13 protein-coding genes are annotated in these 14,858 nt (G+C 67.1%); 5 read left to right on the forward strand and 8 right to left on the reverse strand.

The features are described from left to right. Nucleotides 1-2: 2 nt before the first annotated feature. Entirely contained in the window at nucleotides 3-176 is a 174-nt protein-coding gene (locus A5740_RS03650) for a CsbD family protein (protein ID WP_076191576.1), read from the forward strand. A 30-nt stretch (nucleotides 177-206) separates the two neighbouring features. On the opposite strand, the gene A5740_RS03655 is transcribed toward A5740_RS03650, so the two are convergent. Continuing rightward, nucleotides 207-869, reverse strand: a complete 663-nt coding sequence (locus tag A5740_RS03655; RefSeq protein WP_076191578.1) for a GtrA family protein — start codon at nucleotides 867-869, stop codon at nucleotides 207-209. Nucleotides 870-995: 126 nt separating this feature from the next. On the opposite strand from A5740_RS03655, the gene A5740_RS03660 reads away from it, so the two are divergent. Both A5740_RS03660 and purE read left to right on the forward strand, forming a co-directional pair. Continuing rightward, on the forward strand, nucleotides 996-2,222 hold the full coding sequence (locus A5740_RS03660) for a 5-(carboxyamino)imidazole ribonucleotide synthase (protein WP_083653927.1): 1,227 nt from the start codon (nucleotides 996-998) through the stop codon (nucleotides 2,220-2,222). Further along, nucleotides 2,206-2,739, forward strand: coding sequence for a 5-(carboxyamino)imidazole ribonucleotide mutase (gene purE, locus A5740_RS03665; protein ID WP_175616151.1), 534 nt, complete (start codon nucleotides 2,206-2,208; stop codon nucleotides 2,737-2,739). Before A5740_RS03660 ends, purE begins: the two co-directional genes overlap by 17 nt. Nucleotides 2,740-2,748: 9 nt before the next feature. Here the strand turns inward: purE and A5740_RS03670 are convergent, their stop codons facing one another. Continuing rightward, nucleotides 2,749-3,405, reverse strand: coding sequence for a TetR/AcrR family transcriptional regulator (locus A5740_RS03670; RefSeq protein ID WP_076191579.1), 657 nt, complete (start codon nucleotides 3,403-3,405; stop codon nucleotides 2,749-2,751). A gap of 138 nt (nucleotides 3,406-3,543) precedes the next feature. Here A5740_RS03670 and A5740_RS03675 point away from each other — a divergent pair, with 138 nt between their 5' ends. Continuing rightward, complete coding sequence (locus tag A5740_RS03675) at nucleotides 3,544-4,713, forward strand: acyl-CoA dehydrogenase (protein WP_076191781.1); 1,170 nt, start codon at nucleotides 3,544-3,546, stop codon at nucleotides 4,711-4,713. Between the two features lie 27 nt (nucleotides 4,714-4,740). Here the strand turns inward: A5740_RS03675 and A5740_RS03680 are convergent, their stop codons facing one another. From A5740_RS03680 to A5740_RS03700, 5 genes are all read right to left on the reverse strand, one after another. Further along, nucleotides 4,741-7,599, reverse strand: coding sequence for an FAD-binding and (Fe-S)-binding domain-containing protein (locus A5740_RS03680; protein ID WP_076191581.1), 2,859 nt, complete (start codon nucleotides 7,597-7,599; stop codon nucleotides 4,741-4,743). Nucleotides 7,600-7,618: 19 nt separating this feature from the next. Beyond that, nucleotides 7,619-8,728: an enolase C-terminal domain-like protein gene (locus A5740_RS03685; RefSeq protein WP_076191583.1), complete on the reverse strand. Its 1,110-nt coding sequence runs from the start codon at nucleotides 8,726-8,728 to the stop codon at nucleotides 7,619-7,621. A gap of 13 nt (nucleotides 8,729-8,741) precedes the next feature. Then, the gene (locus A5740_RS03690) at nucleotides 8,742-10,535 is read right to left on the reverse strand and encodes a thiamine pyrophosphate-requiring protein (RefSeq protein ID WP_076191585.1); all 1,794 of its coding nucleotides are present in this window, start codon (nucleotides 10,533-10,535) and stop codon (nucleotides 8,742-8,744) included. Nucleotides 10,536-10,630: 95 nt separating this feature from the next. Continuing rightward, nucleotides 10,631-12,451, reverse strand: coding sequence for a glycoside hydrolase family 15 protein (locus tag A5740_RS03695; RefSeq protein WP_076191587.1), 1,821 nt, complete (start codon nucleotides 12,449-12,451; stop codon nucleotides 10,631-10,633). 2 nt (nucleotides 12,452-12,453) lie between these two features. After that, complete coding sequence (locus A5740_RS03700; protein ID WP_076191782.1) at nucleotides 12,454-13,512, reverse strand: glucose 1-dehydrogenase; 1,059 nt, start codon at nucleotides 13,510-13,512, stop codon at nucleotides 12,454-12,456. Nucleotides 13,513-13,641: 129 nt separating this feature from the next. On the opposite strand from A5740_RS03700, the gene A5740_RS03705 reads away from it, so the two are divergent. Then, a complete protein-coding gene (locus A5740_RS03705) occupies nucleotides 13,642-14,127 on the forward strand; it encodes a MarR family winged helix-turn-helix transcriptional regulator (RefSeq protein WP_076191589.1) in 486 nt (161 codons plus the stop codon). On the opposite strand, the gene A5740_RS03710 is transcribed toward A5740_RS03705, so the two are convergent. Then, nucleotides 14,124-14,840 carry a TIGR03089 family protein gene (locus A5740_RS03710; protein WP_076191590.1) on the reverse strand — a complete coding sequence of 239 codons (717 nt, stop codon included), beginning with the start codon at nucleotides 14,838-14,840 and terminating at the stop codon, nucleotides 14,124-14,126. The two genes, A5740_RS03705 and A5740_RS03710, sit on opposite strands and share 4 nt — an antisense overlap. Between the last annotated feature and the right edge of the window lie 18 nt (nucleotides 14,841-14,858).

Genomic DNA, 14,858 nt, shown 5'->3' on the forward strand with positions numbered 1-14,858 from the left:
GCATGAGTGCCATGGACAAGGCCAAGAACAAGGCCGAAGAACTTGCCGGCAAGACCAAGGAAAAGATCGGTCAGGCCACCGGGGACAAGGACACCGAGGCGGAGGGCCGCACGGACCACGCCAAAGGCAATCTGAAGCAGGCCGGCGAGAAGGTCAAAGACGCCTTCAAGAAATGACGTAGGTTCCCACCGGCGCCGCGGCGATGGTCAGGAACTCTTCGACACGGGGTCGGAATCGTCGCCCAGCTGACGCGCTTTCGTGCGTCGGCTCGGGCGGCGCAACGGCGTCACCGTTGCGGACTTGTGCAACTCGGCATGATCTTCCAGCGCCTCGGCGATGCCGCCGCCGGTCAGTGTGGACTCCAGCGCGAGATCGGGCTTGTCGACGAATTCGTCGGGGAACACCCAGCGCCGGAACGCCCAGAACCGGAACGCCATCTGCAGCAAGTTGCCCAGGATGTACGCCGAGATGAAGTCGGCGATGTTCTCGACCGTCAGAGAGACCTCGGGGACCCGCAGCCCGAGCACATAGCTGGAGAAGTACAGCGGGAGCATCGACAACAGCACACCCACGCCGCTGAACGCGAAGAACAGCAGGGCCTCGTGGTGGCGTTCCCGGCCACCGCGGTTCTGGAAGCTCCATTCCCGGTTCAGGATGTAGGAGGCGATGACGGCGACGATGCCGGCGATGATCTTGGCGGTGACCGGCTTGGGTTCGAGCACCGTGAGTTTGAGGGTGTAGAAGATCGCCGAATCGATGACGAACGTCGTCGCGCCGACGATCGCGAACTTGATCAGTTCGTGATGCCGCTCGGCGAACGGACGGACGAATCGCGGCAATCGAGCGATTGTCGCATCGGCGAAGGACACAGCTAGGCAGTGTACGGAAATGCGCCCGTCGTTGCCGCATCGCTGTGCAGCCAGGCCTTAACCGCAGGTCAATGCGCCGGCCACGACAATGACACGAATCGCCGAGACGAATCGGCGCATGACACCATGGAGCGCGTGCCGACAATTCCTAAGAAGCCGTCCCCGGCCGACGGGCCGTCTCCGGTAGTGGCGATGATCGGCGGCGGCCAGCTCGCCAGGATGACGCACCAGGCGGCGATCGCGCTGGGGCAGACCCTGCGGGTGCTCGCCGCCGGGCCCGATGAATCCGCTGCTCAGGTAACGCCCGACGTCGTCATCGGCTCCCACACCGACCTGGACGCGTTGCGCCGCGCGGCCGACGGCGCCGCGGCATTGACATTCGACCATGAGCATGTGCCCACCGAACACCTCGAAAAGCTGGTGGCCGAGGGTGTCACGGTCAACCCGCCGCCCCAAGCGCTGGTACATGCCCAGGACAAGCTGCTGATGCGTCGCAAGCTGAAGGCCCTGGGCGCCCCGGTGCCACGGTTCGCCGAGATCACCTCCGTCGAGGACGTCGAGGCGTTCGTGGCCGAGATCGACGGCCCGGTGGTCATCAAGACCGTGCGTGGCGGCTACGACGGCAAGGGCGTGGTGATGGCCGACGATCTGGCCGCCGCGCGCGATGTCGTCGCCGGGTATCTGGCCGACGGGGTACCGGTGCTGGCCGAGGAACGCGTGGCGATGCGCCGTGAGCTTGCCGCGCTCGTCGCACGCTCGCCGTTCGGGCAGGGCGCGGCCTGGCCGGTGGTCGAAACCGTGCAGCGTGACGGAATCTGCGTCGAGGTGTACGCCCCGGCTCCCGGGTTGTCCGATGAACTCGGTTCGGCGGCACAGGAACTCGGTCTGCGGCTGGCCGACGAGCTCGGCGTGGTCGGGGTGCTGGCCGTGGAACTGTTCGAGACGGTCGACGGTGGGCTTTTGGTCAACGAGCTGGCCATGCGTCCGCACAACTCCGGACACTGGACCATGAACGGCGCGGTCACCAGCCAGTTCGAGCAGCATCTGCGGGCGGTATTGGATTACCCGCTCGGGGACACCTCGGCCATCGCACCGGCCGCGGTGATGGCCAATGTGCTGGGCGCACCGGAGACACCGGCGATGTCGATGGATGAACGGTTGCACCACCTGTTCGCGCGGATCCCCGACGCGAAGGTACATCTGTACGGCAAGGGGGAGCGGCCCGGACGCAAACTCGGGCACGTCAACATCATCGGCGCCGACATGGATGAACTACGCGAACGCGCGGTACGGGCGGCGCACTGGTTGTCACACGGCGAGTGGACTGACGGATGGGATGAACACGGTGACTAGCGAAGCGACGGGATCGGGCCCCAAGGTCGGACTCATCATGGGCAGCGACAGCGACTGGTCGGTGATGTCGGATGCGGCCACCGCGCTCGCCGAGTTCGAGGTGCCGTTCGAGGTCGGGGTGGTCTCGGCGCACCGCACCCCGCAACGCATGCTCGACTACGCCAAGACCGCGGCCGAGCGCGGTATCGAGGTGATCATCGCCGGCGCGGGCGGCGCCGCGCATCTGCCCGGGATGGTGGCGTCTGCCACACCACTTCCGGTGATCGGGGTGCCGGTGCCGCTGGCCCGCCTCGACGGAATGGACTCGCTGCTGTCCATCGTGCAGATGCCCGCCGGGGTACCGGTGGCCACGGTTTCCATTGGCGGAGCTCGCAATGCGGGCTTGCTGGCAGTGCGGATCCTGGGCTCGGCCGACGCCGCCGTGCAGGCCCGGATGGTCAAGTTCCAGGCCGATCTGGAAGCCATGGTGCTGGCGAAAGACGCCGCCTTGCGTGATCGCCTGTTGGGCGACGGCTGAATTCAGGAGTCAGTCCCCGATGAGCCCGCGAATGCGTGGCGTCAGGGACTCGATCGGTTCATCGGTCGACATCACCACCACTGCGGTGCGGCCGCCGCCGCCCCGGTAGATCGGCCACGTTGCGGCCAGCGCCTCGGCCAGGTCCGATCGTGGGTTGGTCGAGTCGCCGCGCAGCCATCGGCGCAACACATGGTTGTGGGCGGCGACCACGGCGTTGGCGAACAGTTCGGCGCGCAGATCCGCCGTCCAATCCGCGGTCTGCGCGGTCCGAAGGTGCTTGGTGAACAGCCGGACATACCGTGACACCACGGCCGTTTCGAAGTCGCGCAGGGCTCCTACCGTGCGGGTGAGCCGATAGCGCGTCCGCGCGCGCTCACCCTCGGCGAGGTAGTTCTCGAATACCGACGTGGTTGCCACCGCGATGACCTCGGCGGGGAGCGCTTCGGCCGGCACCGCCGAGAGTCTCTCGTCGGCGCGGCGCAGCAACGCCTCGTGATCGGGAAAGATCATCGCTTCTTTCGACCCGAACTGACGAAATGCCGTGGTGCGTCCCACCTGCGCCCGGGCCGCAATGTCGTCGACGCTGGTGGTCTCGTACCCGCGTTCTTCGAACAGCTCGAACGCCGCGCTCACCAGGCGCTCCCGAGTGCTTGGCAGACCGGGCATGGGGTACACCTCCGTCGGGTACTGAGTGCCAATGATATGGTACTCAGTACCAAAAGTAGCAGGGCGATGTACTCGATGTGCAGTCCGGGCAACGATGGAAACCAAGAGAGCCAAAAGCTGAAAGCGAAGGAGAAGATCATGGCTGGTTGGGCCGGAAACCCATCTTTTGATCTGTTTCAGCTGCCGGAGGAGCATCAGGAGCTTCGGGCGGCCATCAGGGCGCTGGCGGAGAAGGAAATTGCCCCGCACGCTGCCGACGTCGACGAGAATGCGCGCTTCCCGGAGGAAGCTCTGCAGGCCCTGAATGCCTCGGGTTTCAACGCGATTCACGTGCCCGAGGAGTACGGCGGCCAGGGCGCCGATTCGGTCGCGGCCTGCATTGTGATCGAGGAAGTGGCCCGGGTGGACTGCTCGGCCTCGCTGATCCCGGCAGTCAACAAGCTGGGCACGATGGGGTTGATCCTGCGCGGCTCCGACGAGCTCAAGAAGCAGGTGCTGCCGTCCCTGGCGTCCGGTGAGGCGATGGCCTCCTACGCGCTGTCCGAACGCGAAGCCGGATCGGACGCGGCGGGCATGCGGACCCGCGCCAAGGCCGACGGGGACGACTGGATCCTCAACGGCGCCAAGTGCTGGATCACCAACGGCGGCAAGTCGAGCTGGTACACCGTGATGGCGGTGACCGACCCGGACAAGGGCGCCAACGGCATCTCGGCGTTCATGGTGCACAAGGACGACGAGGGCTTCTCCGTCGGACCCAAGGAGAGAAAGCTCGGCATCAAGGGGTCGCCCACCACCGAGCTGTATTTCGAGAACTGTCGGATCCCCGGCGACCGGATCATCGGTGAGCCCGGTACCGGTTTCAAGACCGCGCTGGCCACCCTCGATCACACCCGGCCCACCATCGGTGCCCAGGCCGTCGGGGTCGCCCAGGGTGCGCTGGACGCGGCGATCGCCTACACCAAGGACCGCAAGCAGTTCGGCACGGCGATCGCCGATTTCCAGGCCGTGCAGTTCATGCTGGCCGACATGGCGATGAAGCTGGAAGCCGCGCGGTTGATGGTCTACCACGCCGCTGCCCGCGCCGAGCGTGGCGAGACCAACCTCGGGTTCATCTCGGCGGCGTCGAAGTGCTTGGCCTCCGACGTGGCCATGGAAGTCACCACCGACGCGGTGCAGCTGTTCGGCGGCGCCGGCTACACAGTGGACTTCCCGGTCGAGCGGATGATGCGTGACGCCAAGATCACCCAGATCTACGAGGGCACCAACCAGATCCAGCGCGTGGTGATGAGCCGCGCCCTGCTCAAGTAGGTACCGCGAGTAACCCGCGGAAGGAACTCAGCCGCGCAGCAACTGGACGGTGTGCAGGGGCCGACGGTCCGGCGCCAACTCACGAATCTGGGTACGGCAGCTGAACCCGTCGGCCACCACCGTGGTTTCGGCGGGCGCCTGGCGCAGGGCAGGTAGGAGCTTGTCCTCGGCGCAGGCCACCGACACGTCGTAGTGGCCGCGCTCGAACCCGAAATTGCCTGCCAAACCGCAACATCCGGCATCGAGTACATCGAGATCGACACCGGCGCTCTCCAGCAGGGCGCTCTCGTGCCGATAGTGCAGCACCGCGTGCTGGTGGCAGTGCTGCTGGACCACGGCGGTGTCCGACCGCGCCGGTGGTCGCCAATCCGGGGCGCGCAGCCGCAGGATCTCACCGATGGTGTGGGTCTGCGCGGCGAGCCGGTGCGCGTCCTCGTCCCCGTGCAGCAGCTCGGGCAGATCCGACCGGAAGACCGCAGCGCAGCTGGGCTCCAGCACGACCACGGGGGTACCGGCATGCAACGCCGGCCGCAGCGCCCGCAGGGTGCGGCGCAGTACACGTTTGGCTGTGCTCAGCTGGCCGGTGGAAATCCAGGTCAGCCCGCAGCACAACGCACCGCGGGGCACCTCGACGGCAAAACCGGCCGATTCGAGCACATGGACGGCATCCTGGGCGATCTGCGGGTCGAAATTGTTGGTGAACGTGTCGGGCCACAACACCACCGGCCCCAACGGTGCGTGCGGCGGCGCCACATGGCCGGCGAACGACGCACTGAACCGCTGCCGGGCGAACACCGGGATACCGCGGCGTTCGTCGATTCCACCGAGTCGCTTCACCGCGGCACCAAGGCTTTTGGTCTGCGCGGTGCGATTCACCAGCCCCGGTGCGGCCGCGGCCAGCCTGGCCCACAACGGAATCCAGCCCATCGAGTAGTGCGCCATCGGACGCAGCCGGTTGTGGTAGTGATGGGACAGGAACTCGGCCTTGTAGGTCGCCATGTCGACATTGACCGGGCAGTCGCTGCGACATCCCTTGCACGCCAAGCACAGGTCGAGCGCGTCACGCACCTCTTCGGACCGCCAGCCCTCGGTGATCACGTCACCCTGCAGCATCTCGAAGAGCAGCCGGGACCGGCCGCGGGTGGAGTGCTCCTCCTCACCGGTGGCGCGGTAGCTCGGGCACATCACCCCGGATTCGTGGCCGCGGCAGTTGCCGACGCCGACGCAGCGGGCCGCCGCGTGGGAGAACCGGTGCTCGTCGTCGGGATAGCTGAAGTGCGTAGACGGATCGGCCGGGCGGTAGTCGGGTCCGTAGCGCAGGTTCTCGTCGAGCCGGTACGGGTGCACGATCTTGCCCGGGTTCATCCGGTTGCCGGGATCGAACAGCGCCTTGGTCCGCTCGAATGCGGTGACGACACGCTCGCCGAACATGATCGGCAGCAACTCGCCGCGGGACTGCCCGTCGCCGTGCTCGCCGGACAGGGACCCACCGTAGTCGACCACGAGCCGCGCGGCGTCGTAGGCGAACCGCCGATACTTTGCCACGCCTTCGGCGGTACGCAGGTCGAACGGGATGCGGGTATGGATGCAGCCCTGGCCGAAATGTCCGTACAGCGAGGCGCTTTCATAGTCATAGCGGGTCAGCAGGGCGCGGAAATCTCGCAGGTAGTCGCCCAGCCGGTCCGGCGGTACGGCGGCATCCTCCCACCCCTCATGTGTTTCGGGGCCGGTCGGTGGATACGCAGTGGCGCCGAGGCCTGCTTCGCGGGCGGCCCAGACCTCCTTCTTGCGCACCGGGTCGTCGAGGACCGCGCCGTCGGTCTTCTCGCCCAACGCCGCGATCATCGTCTTCGCCGCACGGTCGGCCTCCTCCTGCGTGTCGCCGTTGAACTGCACCATCAGCCAGGCCTTGCCGTCGGGCAGTTCGCGTAAGGCCTTCTCGGCCAGCCGCCGAGAATGTTCGAGTTCGACGAGGCGATGGTCGAGACCCTCCAGCGCGGCGGGACGATGTTCGAGCACCGCGGGCACCGCATCCCCGGCGGTGGTGATGTCGTCGAACCCGAGCAACGCCAGTGCGCTCGCGGCCGGACGCCGCACCAACTGCAGCTTGGCCCGCAGGACCGTGACGAGGGTGCTCTCGCTGCCGACGAGGGCCGTGGCCAGGTTGAAGTGGTTCTCCGGCAACAGGGAATCGAGGTTGTAGCCCGACACCCGACGCGGGATGTGCGGGTAACGAGACCGGATGTCGTCACCGTACTCCTCGATGATCGCGCGCAGCCCCTGGTACAACGCTGCGTCGCGGCCGCCGGCGGCGATGATCCGGTCGTATTCCTCGGCGGTGGTCTCAGCGACCCAGCGGCGGGTGCCGTCGTAGGTCAGGATCTCCAGCCCCAGAACCGAATCCGCCATTTTTCCGTAGGCCTGCGCGGTGGAGCCGCAGGAGTTGTTGCCGATCATGCCACCGATGGTGCAGTTGACGTGAGTGGATGGCTTAGGCCCGACCATCCAGCCCGACGACGCCAACTGGTCGTTGAGCACGTCGAGCTTGATGCCGGGCTCGACGACGACGGTGCCCTCGTCGGTGTCGACCGGCCCGATTCGCGTGCAGTACTTGCTCCAGTCCAGCACCACCGCGGCGTTACAACATTGGCCGGCCAGGCTGGTGCCGCCGCCTCGGGACAACACCGGCACATCGTGGTCGCGGCACACCGCGATCGCGGCGGCGGCCGCATCCGGGGTCCTCGGCACCACCACCCCGATCGGGACCTGGCGGTAGTTGGAGGCGTCGGTCGAATAGGTGGCCCGGGAGCCCGGATCGAAACGGACTTCTCCGATGACCCGCTGCCGCAAATCGGCGGCCAGGGACTCGAACAGCAGTGCAGTCATGGTGATCCTCGGTGGATTGTCAAAGCACACGGTGATTTTCGAGGTCGGCCCGACGCAGGGTCAGGCCGTGACCCGGCCGTTCCGGCGACAGCCGCAGCATCCCGTCGACCGGTGGTGCCGCGCCCTCGAAGTAGCGCAGTGCAATCCGCGCGTGGTCGTGAAACCACTCGAGGTGACGCAGGTTGGGTACGCAGGCCGCGACATGGGCGTGCAGGTAGGGCGCACAGTGTGCCGAGATCTGCAGATGGTGCGCGGCGGCGACGGTGGCGACGCGCAGCCATTCGGTGATGCCGCCGCACCGCGACGCGTCGGCCTGCAGGCAGTCGAGGGCCTCGCCGGCACACATCCGCCGGAAGTAGGTGAGGTCGTAGCCGTATTCGCCCGCAGCCACGTCGGCATCGACGGCCTCGCGTACCGCGCGTAGGCCGGCCAGGTCGTCGGAGGACACCGGTTCCTCGAACCAGGCCACGTGGCAGTCGGCGACGTCACGCATCAACCGCACGGCCTGCTTGACCTGGTACCCGCCGTTGGCGTCCACATACAGCTCGCACTCCGACCCGATCACGTGGCGCGCCTGGCGGATTCGGCTCATGTCCCGCGGAATCCGATCACCCCAGGACTCGCCGATCTTGATCTTGACCCGGGGGATCCCCAAATTCTGTGTCCACTCGGTCAACTGACCGCGCAGCTGGTGTTCGGTGTAGGTGGTGAACCCGCCGCTGCCGTACACCGGAACGGCGTCGCGGACCGCCCCGATCAACCGGTGCAGCGGCAGCTCGAGCAGTCGCGCTTTCAGATCCCACAGGGCCACGTCGACCGCGGAGATCGCCTGTCCCGCCACTCCGCTGCGGCCCGCGTTGCGGACTGCCCGGACCATGGCATCGAGGCCACCGGCCACGTCGAACACATTGCGCCCCACGACCTGTGGTGCCAACAGCTCGCGGATCAGTGGCACCGCTGCCGTGGGCCCATAGGTCCATCCGGTGCCCGTTGCCCCGCCGCAGTGGACGGTGACCACCACCAGCGTGGTGCTGTCCCAGCTCAGGGTGCCGTCGGCCTCGGGGGAGTCGGTGGGGATGGTGTAGGCGGCTGCGGTGAGGTCGGTGACCGGTGCGGTGGGGCCGTGCATGACGATCCCCGGGTCAGCTGTTGCGGTGCGGGACGAATTCCTGCGCCTTGGCCTTGATGCCCTCCTTGATGAAGCCCCAACTGTTCTCGTCACCCTCCAGTACCGCCGAAGCGGTCGACTTGAACTGTTCCCAGGTGGCGTGCGGCGGGATGGGCGGCAGGTCGGGATCGGTGTGGACATCCAGCACCATGGGTTTCTGCGCCGAGAGGGCGTGACGCCACGCGTCGGCGAGTTCCTCGGGATCTTTGACCGTCATCGCCTCAAGTCCCAGGCTGGCGGCGAATGCGGCATAGTCGACGTCTGGAAGTGCTTGCGACTCGGTGAATTTCGGTGCGCCGCTCATGGCCCGCATCTCCCAGGTGACCTGGTTCAGATCGTTGTTGTGCAAGATGGCCACGATCAGTCGAGGATCGGACCATTCGTGGTGATAGCGCTTGATGGTGATGAGTTCGGCCATCCCGTTCATCTGCATGGCGCCGTCGCCGACGAACGCGATCGCCGGGCGGTCCGGGTGGGCGAACTTCGCCCCGATGGCATACGGCACCCCCGGGCCCATGGTGGCCAGGTTCCCCGACAGGGAGCCGCGCATGTCACCGCGGAACCGCAGTTGGCGTGCATACCAATTGGCCGATGACCCGGAGTCTGCGGTGACGATCGCATTGTCGGGCAACATCGGGGATACTTCGGCGAACAGCCGCAGAGGGTTGACCGGGTGGGCGCCGACCATGGCCTGCAGGTGCATCGTCTCCCACCATCGGGACACGTTCTTCTCGATGGTCTCGCGCCACGACCGGTCCGTCTTGCGCTTCAGGTGCGGAATCAGCGCCCGCAGCGCGGTTTTGGCATCCGCGACCAGGTTCACCTCGTACGGATAGCGCATGCCGATCATCTTCGGGTCGATGTCGATCTGCACGCCGCGGGCCTGGCCGTACTCCGGCATGAACTGCGAGTACGGGAAGCTGGAACCGATCGTGAGCACGGTGTCGCAGTCGCGCATCATCTCGTAGCTGGGGCGGGTGCCCAACAGGCCGATGGAGCCGGTCACCCACGGTAGCTCGTCGGACAGGACGTCCTTGCCCAGCAATGCTTTTGCCGCACCGGCACCGAGCAGGTCGGCAACCTCGGCCACCTCGGCGCGCGCGTCGCGGGCACCGGTGCCGACCAGCATGGCGACCTTCGCGCCGGAGTTGAGCACTTCGGCCGCACGGGTGATGGCCGCGTCGTCGGGCGCGATGTCGGGCCAGTCGATGCCCAGGCTCGACGGCACCATCTTGAACTCGTGGGTCGGCGGGGTATACGGCAGTTCCTGGACGTCGGCCGGGATGATCAGCGCGGTGGGCGCGCGCTCGGCCAGTGCGGTGCGGATGGCGCGGTCCAGGACGTTGGGCAGCTGTTCGGCCACGTTGACCGTCTCGACGTAGGCTCCCGCGACATCCTTGTACAGGTTCGCCAGGTCCACCTCCTGCTGGTAGGAGCCGCCCATCGCGCTGCGGTTGGTCTGTCCGACGATCGCCACCACCGGCACGTGGTCGAGTTTGGCGTCGTAGAGGCCGTTGAGCAGATGGATCGCCCCCGGCCCGGACGTGGCCATGCACACGCCGATCTTGCCGCTGAACTTCGCGTAGCCGACGGCTTCGAACGCGCTCATCTCCTCGTGCCGGGCCTGGATGAAGCGAGGACAGTCCTCGGCTCGCCCCCAGGCCGCCAGGATGGCGTTGATGCCGTCGCCGGGGAAGGCGAAGACATCTCTCACATCCCATTCCCGTAGGCGTTGCAGTAGGTAATCGGCGACTTTTTGCTCAGCCATGGGTTCCTCCTCTGCGGTGGCGGACGATGCGGTCCGGGTACCCGCTTTCGTTGTTGGTATGCAATTGTTGTTGTCAAGCAAATAACTGACCGGCGTCAGCGGGTCTTCAGGTGCTGTTCGTGGCCGCGGGCCGACGTCGTGGTGCGGTGACCGCTGAGGTGACGGGCGGTGTTGATGAGTCCGACCAGGCTGAAGGCCTGTGGAGTGTTGCCGATCTGACGATGTGCGACGGTGTCGTACTCCTCGCTGAGCAGACCGACGTCATTGCGCAACCGCAGCAGCCGCTCGAACAGCTCGGTCGCCTCCCCGGTCCGCCCGATGCCGGCCAGCGCGTCGGCCAGCCAGAAGCTGCAGGCCAGGAACACGCCCTCGCTACCGGGCAACCCGTCGTCGGTCTTCTGCGGGTGATACCGCAGCACGAACCCGTCGTGGCACAACTCCTCGCGCACGGCTTCGACGGTGCCGATCACCCGGGGGTCATCCCAGGGCAGGAACCCGACCCGGCCGATCAGCAACAAGGCGGCATCCAGGTCCGGCGCACCGTACGACTGTGTGAAGGTGTTGCGGTCGGCGTCATAGCCGTTGGCGCACACATCACGGTGGATCTCGTCGCGCAGCGCGCGCCACCGGTTGACCGGACCGTCGAGATGGTGGTTGGCGACGGTGCGTACGGCGCGGTCCACTCCGGCCCACGCCATCACCTTGGAATGGACGAACTGTCGACGCGGTCCGCGTACCTCCCACAATGAGCTGTCGGCATCGCGCCAGTGACCCTCGAGGTAGTCCAGCAGGGCACGCTGCACATCCCAGGCCGTGTCGTCGGCCTCCATACCGGCCTCGCGGGCCAGGTGCAGCCCGTCGAGGATCTCGCCCCAGACGTCGAGCTGGAACTGCGCGGCCGCAGCGTTGCCCACCCGCACCGGCTGCGAATTCTCATACCCGCCAAGCCAATCGAGGTTGAACTCGGGGAGCCGGCGCCGACCGTCGAGGCCGTACATGATCTGCAGGTCGGCCGGGTCGCCGGCCACTGCGCGCACCAGCCACTCCCGCCAGGCCTGCGCCTCCTCGACGAACCCCGTGCCCAGCAGGGCCTGCAGGGTGAACGTCGCGTCGCGCAGCCAGCAGTAGCGGTAATCCCAGTTGCGGGGGCCGCCGATCTGTTCGGGCAGTGATGTGGTGGCCGCCGCGACGATCCCTCCGGTGGGGGCGTAGGTCAACGCCTTGAGCAACAGCAGCGAACGCTGCACCTCCGATTGCCAGCGACCGGTGTAGCTGCACCGCGACATCCACTGTGCCCAATACTGTCCGGTTTTCTCCAGCGCCTCCTCGGCGTCGACCGGATCCGGCCTCGACAGATGCGACAGCTGATACGTGAGGACGAAGGGGATTCGTTGCCCGGCCGCCACGTCGAACTCGGCCACGGTGGCCATCTCCCGGCCGTGCATCGGTACCGGGGTCCGCAGCCACACCGCATCGGGTCCGGCGATCGCGGTCAGGTCCTCGCCCTGGCGGCGCACCCACGGTACGACGTGCCCGTAGTCGAACCGCAGTTTCAGGTTCATCCGCATCGGGACCCGGCCACGTATGCCCTCGACGATGCGCACCACATCCGCCGCGATGCCGCGCGGCGGCATGAAGTCGATGAGCCGCACCGCGCCCTCGGCGGTCTCCCAGACGGTTTCGAGCACCAGGGAGTCGTCACGGTACTGCCGGTGGGTGGCCGCACCACCCGAGGCCGGCGCCAGCAGCCAATTGCCGGCGTCGGTTTCGTGTTCGCCGCCGTCATCGACCAGCGCGGCAAAACATGCCGGCGAATCGAATCGGGGCAGGCACAGCCAGTCGATCGAGCCGTAACGGCTGACGAGCGCGGCGGTCTGCAGATCGCCCAACAGGGCATAGTCTTCGATCGGCGCCATGCTCACCTCCCGGCGCTCAGATCGATGACCACCTTGACGTCGTCCGGACCGGCGTTGAACGCATCGGTGGCGCGCTCCAGGGGTACCCGGCGTGTGATGAGACTCGACAGCCAATCCACGTCGGCCTTGGCCAGCGCGGCAGCGGCCTGGTGGTAATGGCGCAGATTCGCGTTCACCGAACCCACGACGGCGTCGTTCTCCAATACCAGTTCGCGGTTCACGTCGCCGGCATCGATGCGCAGCGTGCGCCCCACCGGTGACACCCCGGTCAGACACACGATGCCGTAGGGCGCGGTGTTGGAGATCGCGCCGAATACGACCGGTCCGGCACCGGTGGCTTCGATCACCACATCGGGTTTCAGCTTGCCCGCGACATCGGCGATGTCGTCGTGGTGATACGTGGCGCCGAGCGCCTTGACGATGGCGGGCTTGGGACCGTCGGTGTGGCGGTCCAGGACATGGGTTTCCAGGCCCTGCTGTACGCCCAGCATCGCCGCCAGCAGCCCGATCGGTCCGGCGCCGGTGACCAGCACACTCTTGGGTTCGAACCAGGCACGTTCGCCGATCCGGTGCACCTGCTCCCAGGCCTTGGCCACCACCGTCGTCGGTTCCATCAGCATGCCGACCGGTTCCAGGTGCGGGTCCAGCCGCACCGCGTAATCCGTTTCCACACACCACTGCTGGCTTCCGTAACCGTCGATCTCCTTGATCCCGCGCTCGGTGTAGCGACCGTTGCGGCACATGTCGAATTCACCGTGCGCGCAGGCCCCGCACGGCTCCGGGTCGGGGCGTCGCACCACACCGACCACCAGATCGCCGGTCTGAAACGAGCTGTCCCGCGGTGCATGCACCACCCGGCCCAGGGATTCGTGGCCGAGGATCAACCGGTCGCGGTGCGGCGGTGCCCAGCCGTATTCGCCGCGGGCGATCTCTTTGTCGGTGCCGCACACACCGAGCGCCAGTCCGTCCACCAGCAGCTCGTCGGGCCCCGGCTGGGGATCGGGCACCTCGCAAACCTGCAGTGAATCCGCGTGCATGGGCGCAATCGTCAGTGCACGCATCTGCGCCACCACCCCTTCCGGCCGATGGGAAAGATTGTTGTGATGGGTGAATGGTTGCCCTGAAGCAACGAAACTAAACCGTCCCGGAAATAGTTGCCTCTGAGCAACGATTACCGGCATGATCCACCTATGACGACGGTGGCCGGCCGTGAAGCCGAGAATGTCTCAGGTGCCCAGATCGACGCGGTGATGCGCGCGTCGCGCGCGTTGGTCGGTATTGCCGCGGCGTCGGTCGCCGAGGTGGACGATCTGGTGACGTTGCCGCAACTGCGGGTGCTGATGATGATCGCCACCCGCGGTCCGCTGAATCTCGGCGCGGTGGCCGCGGGCCTGGATGCCGGCGCGCCGAACGCCAGCCGGATCTGTGACCGGCTGCTCAAGGCCGGGTTCCTGCACCGTCAGGACGATCCGAACGACCGCCGGTCGGTGACGCTGACGTTGACCACCGAGGGCCGGGCGATCGTCAACCGCGTGAACCGGCACCGGCGCAGTGCGGTGCGAAAAGCGCTGCGCGGCATGTCCGTCGATGACCGCGAACGGGTGACCGCTGCGCTGGATGCCTTCGCCGAAGCGGCCGGGGAACCGTTCGAGCCCGACACCCTGACCGTCGTCTAACCGCGGGTGACCTTCTCGGTTTCGCGGCGCCGGGCCTGAGCGCCGGCATCGGGGTTGGCCACCTGCACCAGAGAGGCGCCGACGGCGAACACGGCGAGCAGATTCGCGATCAGTTCGTCGGGTGTGTCCCACGACGCCGAGGACAGCACCCGGTCACTCGAGGTGAAACCCGCTGCGGCAGCGGCACTCTGGGCCGCCTCGAGCACCTCGGCCACCGACCGTCCGGCCAGCGCCGGACCGGGGGAGCGCTCGGGCACGATCTGATCGCCGTGCACCCGCACCGCCGTCGCGTAGTCGGTGACCCCGATCGGCAGATCCTCGGCCGGCTTGCCGAACGGATCCAACGACAGCACGGCGACCTCACCGCCGGAGACCGCCTCGTCGGCCTCGTCGAGCCGGTCCCGGGTGCACAGGGCCACGTCGGCGGCAGTGTCGGAACCACCGCCCAACACCACTTCACTGCCGATCCACCAGATCCCGAACAGCACGGCAGCGGTCTGCCAATGCGCGGGCAGCAGCACCGCCACCCTGGTGCCGGGGCCGGCGCCCATCTCGTCGCGCAGCAGGTTGGCGGTCTTGGCGGCCCAGTTGGCCATCGTGACGGTCGACAATTCGATGCGCTCGCCGGTGGCGTCGTCGTAGAAGGTGATGCGTGGCCCGGCGGGATCCGCGGCCAGCAAGGGATCGAGGACGGCGGCGCTGACTGTGCTCATAACCTCTGGTTGTACTCG

Source organism: Mycobacterium sp. GA-1841 (assembly GCF_001954135.1).
Lineage (GTDB): Bacteria > Actinomycetota > Actinomycetes > Mycobacteriales > Mycobacteriaceae > Mycobacterium.

What these genes read in the sequence shown, in the direction of transcription:
- A5740_RS03650 (WP_076191576.1), top strand. Translation starts at nt 3, where the DNA reads ATGAGTGCCATGGACAAGGCCAAGAACAAGGCCGAAGAACTTGCCGGC.
- A5740_RS03660 (WP_083653927.1), top strand. Translation starts at nt 996, where the DNA reads ATGGAGCGCGTGCCGACAATTCCTAAGAAGCCGTCCCCGGCCGACGGG.
- purE (WP_175616151.1), top strand. Translation starts at nt 2,206, where the DNA reads ATGAACACGGTGACTAGCGAAGCGACGGGATCGGGCCCCAAGGTCGGA.
- A5740_RS03670 (WP_076191579.1), bottom strand. Translation starts at nt 3,405, where the DNA reads ATGCCCGGTCTGCCAAGCACTCGGGAGCGCCTGGTGAGCGCGGCGTTC.
- A5740_RS03675 (WP_076191781.1), top strand. Translation starts at nt 3,544, where the DNA reads ATGGCTGGTTGGGCCGGAAACCCATCTTTTGATCTGTTTCAGCTGCCG.
- A5740_RS03680 (WP_076191581.1), bottom strand. Translation starts at nt 7,599, where the DNA reads ATGACTGCACTGCTGTTCGAGTCCCTGGCCGCCGATTTGCGGCAGCGG.
- A5740_RS03685 (WP_076191583.1), bottom strand. Translation starts at nt 8,728, where the DNA reads ATGCACGGCCCCACCGCACCGGTCACCGACCTCACCGCAGCCGCCTAC.
- A5740_RS03690 (WP_076191585.1), bottom strand. Translation starts at nt 10,535, where the DNA reads ATGGCTGAGCAAAAAGTCGCCGATTACCTACTGCAACGCCTACGGGAA.
- A5740_RS03695 (WP_076191587.1), bottom strand. Translation starts at nt 12,451, where the DNA reads ATGGCGCCGATCGAAGACTATGCCCTGTTGGGCGATCTGCAGACCGCC.
- A5740_RS03700 (WP_076191782.1), bottom strand. Translation starts at nt 13,512, where the DNA reads ATGCGTGCACTGACGATTGCGCCCATGCACGCGGATTCACTGCAGGTT.
- A5740_RS03705 (WP_076191589.1), top strand. Translation starts at nt 13,642, where the DNA reads ATGACGACGGTGGCCGGCCGTGAAGCCGAGAATGTCTCAGGTGCCCAG.
- A5740_RS03710 (WP_076191590.1), bottom strand. Translation starts at nt 14,840, where the DNA reads ATGAGCACAGTCAGCGCCGCCGTCCTCGATCCCTTGCTGGCCGCGGAT.